Genomic DNA, 6,923 nt, shown 5'->3' with positions numbered 1-6,923 from the left:
TCCTGGTCATCAGACACCTCGCTTATGGTGGCAATATTACCACCTACGTTGGTGTCCGGTTTTATTGAACCACTACAGTATGCCAGGAGCCTCATTCACAACATTAAAGGAGCTTCGGGAGGTGCTGGAAAAGGAATGCGGATGTAAAGATATCGGCGATGATAGCGAAGTGCTCAAGTAGACATGCAGGCGCATTAGGGAAGAACGTTTCTTCATTGGGCACCAGCACATAACAAGTCGCTCAAGTTCGTTCCGCGCTTCGCGCTCCACCGGACACGCTACCGCCGCGCCGCTTAGCTTAGACGTTAAAATACCAAGGAGTCTGAATGCAGGAAGTATATGAAAGGGTTTTCGTAACGGGTGCGACATCCTGCTTGTCTGGCTCTGATAGCGTAGCGGTCGTTCACGCATGCAAAAGCCCATGTCACCAGCGGGCTGTTGGATACACGGGCAAGCTTCCGAATTCTCATCCAAACTACTTGGTCTTTGAGCAAGGTTCAGATCTGTATCTCAACATAATTGATCCACCGGTTCCGTTGTTTATGCCAGCACTATTCTCCAGCTTTTTGGATTTCGCAATGAAGCACTGGGATGACGGAAAAAAGTTGGTTATTCACTGCAACCAAGGTCAGTCTCGTGCCCCATCTCTAGCCTTGTTGTTCCTTGCCCGGGCTCTTTCCGTTATCGATGATAGTTCATATAGCTCTGCGCGTGATGAGTTTCAAAAGCTCTATCCCAGGTACCAGCCTGGCACAGGGATTCAAGCCTATTTCACTCAGAATTGGGCTAAGCTTGGTCAGGATTTTTAACAAGGCGCAGCAGTTCGCGGCCGGTGGCCGCCGGACGTCCCTTACGAGCCGCCGCAGTGCTTCGCGTTAACCATAAGATCGAGGATAGTGCATGGCCGAATGCTATATGTGCGAAAAGGAAGGAACTACTGTAGAGCATGTGCCTCCCAAATGCGTATTTCCTGAAAAAAAAGACCTACCGGAAGGGTGGAATCTGAGATCTCAACTTATAACTGTTCCTGCTTGTGACGAGCACAATACAAAGAAATCAAAAGATGACGAGTACATTCTTTATGTTCTTGTAATGAACTTGCCTGCCAATGAAGTCGGTGGCAACCATTTTCAAACAAAGCTTATACGTGCCATCGAGAGAAATCCAAACCTTATAAAACAATTTCTGAGCACTCATCAGAGAGTCACCATCCAAGACACAGAAACTGGCGAATGGCAAAATACTATTGCTATAGAGATTGATCGGCATCGGTTTGATGGTGCAATTGATATGATGTCGAGAGCATTGCACTATGAGCACTTCTCTGAAAAGTGGCTTGGCAAAGTATCAATCCAGCCGGATTTTTTGTTGTCTCTAGATCCAGAAACTGCCAGAGACACTAATGAACCGATAGAGCAGTTAGCTAAAGCGGCTGATCAAATATTTGAGAACCAGCCATACTTCGGTGAAAACAAGGAAGTCTTCAAATATCAAGTGATAAACGGAAATGATCAATGCGAGAAAATAATGAGGCTGAGTTTCTATAGCAATTGTAAAGTCACAGTGTTTTTTGGTCTAAATGGTTAACAAGGCCAAGCATTGCGATGGCTTCTTCGTTGCGGCTTCGCCTCCACTACAAAGCCGCGTGTGTTAACGGCGTTACATGCCCAGTCCATATAGGAGTCGAATTGGAAATCTATAACGTGAAATCAGAAGAAAGTGATGCTAAGTATTTTCTTTCCTACATCAATGACGTTTTGATTCCGTCGTCTGAAGAGTTTTTTGGCTTGTTGGATGACAACAAGGTTTTGCTGCACCACGCTTTTTCTTTTAATGCCATCTTGGCTCACGCAATTGACTATATGGTCTTCATTGCCAACAAAGTAACCCAAGCGAATAGAAAAGATTTTATATCCCAATTTGATAATAGATACCATGTAGATGGATGTGACCACATAAATAACAAGTTCAAATTGCTTGATGCAATCAATAACTTGTTCAAGCATGTGGAATTAGAACAAAAGAGATACTCTGACCTGATTGAAATATATGGAGATCTTACTTTCCACAGTCTAGCACCGAGTGAGGGAAAAATATTTTTCAAATCCTCAACGTATAAATTTGATTATTGCAGGGTTGTAATGCGACCAATTGCTGCAATCTTTAATTGCGGCCTAAAAACCGTCAATGATGTAGATGACTTTATTAATGGTAGGATATGTGGCAGTACAGGGTATGGACATTTTGATTACGATTATCAACCGCACGATGCTATTGATCGAATGATTGACGGGTGCAATTCCGAGTGCATGGATTGTGGTGAAGGCGAGAATGACTGCGATTGCCCAAACTTCATATATGGAGCTAGTCGAGGTGAATTCTCTTCTAATACAGATCCAAACTTTGTTTTAGACGATGTGATGTCAAATATCAGTGGCACTCGTGAATAGTGTAAGTGAAAGTGCATGTAACAAATCAATCAACTTCGCGCCTTCGGCGCCGGACGCGCTAAAGCGCGCCGGTTATTAAGCGTTATACGCAAGGACTATGACTAGCTCACTCAAAGACAAGCTGCTAAACCTAACTAGTGCTCGATATAAGCATCTTCTACTCGCAATGAGCACATTCAAAGAAAGCGAAGATGCTCTAGGTACGTTGCTGCGAGTACATTTAACAACCGAAGGAATACTAGAAGAGCTAATTAGGCTCGTATTTGAAGAAAAATCAGAACCGATTCTTTCTCTAGACCTGAGATACCACCAAAAACTAGAGCTTGTATCGAAACTGGAGATAGAAAAGGACTGGAGCTTGATGCCGGACTATATTGTTGGCTCCCTTAGAAAGCTAAACAAGCTGCGAAACCAACTAGCACATAGCCTTGACGCCTCAATCACTAACGATCAAGTCATAGAGCTATTCATGGGGATCGAGCAGGTTTATGACGACATGAACATTGCCAGCATCAACACAATCCTTAAAAGGTACGCTTTTTTTATACTTGGAAGCATGCTGCTGAAATTTGAAGAAATCGACGACGATGCAGAGTAAGGCGTATAACAAATGGTTAAAATCGCTCACTTCGTTCGCTGGGGCGGGTTTTAGCCCGTCCCTTAACCAAACGTTAATCAGAGATGTCTAAAAGACCGCTTTTGGCCGAAACCAGAAAATTAAAGTATCTACTCAGTACAATAATAAAATTGTTGGCCGGTAGGCTGTCTCTTCTAATCTCCCATAACCTACAGAAATGCCGCTATAACAAAAAACCGGCCATACGCAGTGACCGGTAAATTTACTATGGCTGGATTAAAACGATTCAATCATTTTCAGGCGATGTAGTCTGCGCCTCGGTTTCTTCCTCGGGATCTTCTTCAACTTGCTTAACTCGAGGTGCCGGAGCCACCCAGGCTTTTAGGTATTGGCCTGCATAGCGGTAGAAATCGGGCACTACCTTTTCAAGGTGTTCGATGAACACGCGATTACCCGAGAATTTTGCGCCTAGATCTATCGAGGTAAATACTTCGAATGCGACAGGTTGAGCGTCGGTATTTTCTACATCCAAAATATTGGGGTTTTTCCTCACTTCTTCTAAAGGCTTGTCCGTTGCCAAAGCCTGACCTTTGCGCATCGCTTTTATGCTAATGGCTGGGCTCTTTTCGTTACTGGGTAATTGCCGGGTGAGCCAGTTAATTTTTGCTGACGTGCTTTTTCTATCTTTAGGCGCGTCAAGCCGCATGCTGCAAGTAATCGATTTACGCGTAAGATCGACAGTTACTGTAAGGTCTGATGCAGCGTTGGGTATATCAATGGTGCTTATTAGAAGGTGCTCAGATGCCAGCCTTTCACAATCATCCGCTAGTCGTTGCTTTGGATCATTTCGGTGGGCTCGTGGGAGCTTAACCGCTACCTTTTCTCCGACCAAAGGCCACATTTGAAGGCACAGCTCACGTTGTTCCTGATGCCAGCTACCAACGGTTTTTAGTACTTCTTCAGAGTTTTTATTAAGCTTCGTATTGTTAAAAGCGCTCTGTACCACCGTCTTCCATTCAGAGTTCATGCTGGTAAAACCAGCTTTACCACTTCCTGGATCTTCTAGATATTTAACTACTTCGTGCAGAATGAACCGCTGGTCCTGACTTTCTATTTTGTCCTGCGCTAGAAGCAGTTGGGCCATGGTCACGATGTAGGTCCACGACCAATGGAAAATTTCAACCGAGCGTAAGTGCTTCTTGGGAATGGTCACTGGGTGGTGAGTTGGAAAGGCGACAAACTGATTGGTAATGGTGATGACAGCATCAATGCCGTGTTCCTTGGCTTGTTTGATATATTTTAATAGCTGGTCTTCTCCAACAGTCTCGCTGCCTACCTTGGCTTCAACCAAAGCATGCCACTTCGTTCGGCCAGTATTAAGAACGATAAGCCCATCAGGTCGGTCATCAGGGCTCTTTTTTTGGTTTATCGGGGTTTCGTTTTTGAAGACTACTTCGGTCCAAGCCTCAAGCTTTGTGCGTTCTCCAACGCGTTTGTTGATCGATTGAAGCATCGTTTTGCGAAATTCATATACCGACATTAGCGCTGCCAAGAGTATAGAAGTTGCGCGCTCCTCTTTTTTGCTGTCAGCCAGAGTAGGGATTAACCGGGCATATTTTCCCTGTGATGTGTATTCAGGACGGGTTTCGCTCATATGGATTCCATGATTATTTTTAAAATAGTTAATCCACAAAAGCGAATTCTAATTTGAATGTCAATGAAATGGTTAAGGTAATGGAAAATTAAAATTATTTGTAAGATAAAGCTTACAAATAATGTAAGAGCTTATGTTAATTGAGAGATGGTTGTTTTACCTCTTGGTTGATTATTTGGTCTTTGAAGTATGTTTTTGTTTTTATTTATTTTTATGACAAAAGCTTTGCTCGTAAGGCCATCACAAATGCGCCAATACACATGTAAGAGCTTCTCCAGGAGCTTTTAATGCACCTTGGCGCAATCCGCCCATACCCCCTACCTTGTTGTAAAGACAAGGGGAACGATTATGCTCAATAATCTCGCCAACAAGCTGGGCCTTCGGACGGATCCGACTATTTTTTTCACCTCTGCAGGTATCATGGTCCTGTTCCTGGTGGCGCTGTTGATTGCACCAAACGCGATAGGGAGCGCCTTTGGTACGGGGCGGGAGTGGGTGGTTACTAACCTTGGCTGGTTTTTTATTTTAGGGGTGACCAGTTGGGTGGCGTTTTTGCTGTGGGTGGCGATTAGCCGTTACGGGGCAATTCGCTTGGGCGGTAACGACGCAAAGCCTGCGTATAGCAACATTTCCTGGTTCACCATGCTGTTTGCGGGCGGTATCGGTACGGTGTTGATGTTCTGGGGGGTTGCCGAGCCTATTTCCCACTTCTCTACGCCGCCAAGGCCGGGTGTCGAACCCTTTTCGGTAGAAGCCGCCGACGATGCCATGAGCTTTTCGATCTATCACTTGGGGCTGCATACTTGGGCGATTTTCGCGATGCCGGGGTTGGCGTTTGCGTACTTTATCTATCGTTACAACTTGCCGATGCGTTTTAGCTCCGTGTTCTACCCGTTGCTGGGCGAGCGCATTTACGGCCCTGTCGGCAAAACCCTCGATATCTTTGCCATTCTGGGCACGCTGTTTGGTGTCGCGGTTTCCCTTGGCTTGGGCACCCAGCAGATCAATGCGGGGCTAACCGAGCTGTTGGGTGTGCCGGATTCGGTGTTTACCAAAGTGACTATCATCGCGGTGCTGACCGCCATTGCCGTTGGGTCAATCGTGGCCGGGCTGGATTCAGGCGTGAAACTGCTTTCCAATCTAAATATTGGTATGGCGGTTGGCTTACTGCTATTTGTGCTCTTTACTGGCTCAACCGTGTTTTTGTTACGTGCGGTTGTTGAAACCTTTGGCCTGTATATCACTAACCTGTTGCCGATGGCGTTCTGGAATGACACCCTGGCTCGCTACGCCAGCACCGACGGCAGTGGCTGGGGGTGGCAGGGCAGTTGGACGGTGTTCTATTGGGCCTGGACGGTGACATGGTCGCCTTTCATCGGCATCTTTGTGGCACGTATCTCTCGCGGGCGCACCATCCGTGAGTTTGTGCTGGGTGTGCTGTTTGCGCCTTCCATGTTTACGCTGGTGTGGTTTGCGATCTTTGGTTGGTCGGCCATGGAGATTGATGGCATTGGCGCAGCGGCTCGCGAGGCAATGGGGGACCAGGCGGGTGCCTTGTCCGCCGCCGTGGCTGAAAGCATCCCGCTCGCCATGTTCGCGTTTTTTGAGAACTTCCCAGCGGCTACGTTAATCCAGGGCTTGGCGGTGGTGGTCGTGGCAATTTTCTTCGCTACTTCGTCAGATTCTGCGTCGTTGGTGGTCGATATGTTGTGTACCGGCAGCGCCGACCCTGGCCCTTGGCATCAGCGCGTATTCTGGGGTGTTTCGGAAGGCATGCTGGCCGCTATGCTGATTGTGCTGGCGGGTGATGCGGGGCTTACCGCACTCCAAGAGGTAATTACCGTGGTCGGTTTGCCCATGTTTATCCTGGTGTTTGTCATGATGCTATCGCTGCTGCGCGGCCTTTCTCATGAGGACCTTACCAAAGTGAAAGTAGGCAGCCCGCCCAAGCCCGAAAAGCTGAACGAATAATCTTACAAAATGGCCACACAGAAAAATGCCCGCTGATGGCTCAGCGGGCATTTTGTGTAGCGTTCGGAAGTTTAATCTTCCCTGTTCGCACGTTACCAATATTCGAGCCAGCAGTCGTTGAGTTGTCTCGTAGTTAGAATAGCAAAACTATTTAAAACGGCAGAACGCCGCTAAAGCCAATCCCTAGTACGGCGATCACGACAACCACGACAACAATAACGGTAGTAGAAGGCATAATTACATTCCTTGTAAGGGTGGAGAGCCTTTAAGG

The 6,923-nt window shown here is 46.6% G+C and carries 7 protein-coding genes; 6 read left to right on the top strand and 1 reads right to left on the bottom strand.

Features of this window, described 5'->3' with window-relative positions; genetic code table 11:
- The 5 genes from INT20_RS18110 to INT20_RS12010 all read left to right on the top strand — a co-directional run.
- Positions 1-181, top strand: a 181-nt coding sequence (locus INT20_RS18110) for a hypothetical protein (RefSeq protein WP_226912158.1), incomplete at its 5' end; no start/stop codon positions are given.
- 145 nt (positions 182-326) lie between these two features.
- Entirely contained in the window at positions 327-809 is a 483-nt protein-coding gene (locus INT20_RS12025; RefSeq protein ID WP_193054858.1) for a hypothetical protein, read from the top strand.
- Between the two features lie 91 nt (positions 810-900).
- Positions 901-1,587 carry a hypothetical protein gene (locus INT20_RS12020; RefSeq protein WP_193056984.1) on the top strand — a complete coding sequence of 229 codons (687 nt, stop codon included), beginning with the start codon at positions 901-903 and terminating at the stop codon, positions 1,585-1,587.
- A 101-nt stretch (positions 1,588-1,688) separates the two neighbouring features.
- Complete coding sequence (locus INT20_RS12015; RefSeq protein WP_193054860.1) at positions 1,689-2,450, top strand: hypothetical protein; 762 nt, start codon at positions 1,689-1,691, stop codon at positions 2,448-2,450.
- Positions 2,451-2,616: 166 nt separating this feature from the next.
- Positions 2,617-3,048 (top strand): HEPN domain-containing protein, encoded by a 432-nt coding sequence (locus INT20_RS12010; protein WP_328515364.1) that lies wholly within the window; start codon positions 2,617-2,619, stop codon positions 3,046-3,048.
- 265 nt (positions 3,049-3,313) lie between these two features.
- Here the strand turns inward: INT20_RS12010 and INT20_RS12005 are convergent, their stop codons facing one another.
- Positions 3,314-4,681 (bottom strand): hypothetical protein, encoded by a 1,368-nt coding sequence (locus INT20_RS12005; RefSeq protein WP_193054862.1) that lies wholly within the window; start codon positions 4,679-4,681, stop codon positions 3,314-3,316.
- Between the two features lie 348 nt (positions 4,682-5,029).
- Between INT20_RS12005 and INT20_RS12000 the strand changes: the two genes are divergently transcribed.
- Positions 5,030-6,652: a BCCT family transporter gene (locus tag INT20_RS12000; protein ID WP_193056983.1), complete on the top strand. Its 1,623-nt coding sequence runs from the start codon at positions 5,030-5,032 to the stop codon at positions 6,650-6,652.
- Positions 6,653-6,923 lie beyond the last annotated feature (271 nt).

It is taken from the genome of Halomonas citrativorans (assembly GCF_014898005.1).
Classification (GTDB): Bacteria; Pseudomonadota; Gammaproteobacteria; order Pseudomonadales; family Halomonadaceae; genus Vreelandella; species Vreelandella citrativorans.
This window is presented reverse-complemented; position numbering and strand designations above follow the sequence as displayed.

Bases quoted from the DNA above. Each gene is read 5' to 3' on its own strand.
- INT20_RS12000 (WP_193056983.1), top strand. From the start codon at position 5,030: ATGCTCAATAATCTCGCCAACAAGCTGGGCCTTCGGACGGATCCGACT.
- INT20_RS12025 (WP_193054858.1), top strand. From the start codon at position 327: ATGCAGGAAGTATATGAAAGGGTTTTCGTAACGGGTGCGACATCCTGC.
- INT20_RS12010 (WP_328515364.1), top strand. From the start codon at position 2,617: ATGAGCACATTCAAAGAAAGCGAAGATGCTCTAGGTACGTTGCTGCGA.
- INT20_RS12020 (WP_193056984.1), top strand. From the start codon at position 901: ATGGCCGAATGCTATATGTGCGAAAAGGAAGGAACTACTGTAGAGCAT.
- INT20_RS12005 (WP_193054862.1), bottom strand. From the start codon at position 4,681: ATGAGCGAAACCCGTCCTGAATACACATCACAGGGAAAATATGCCCGG.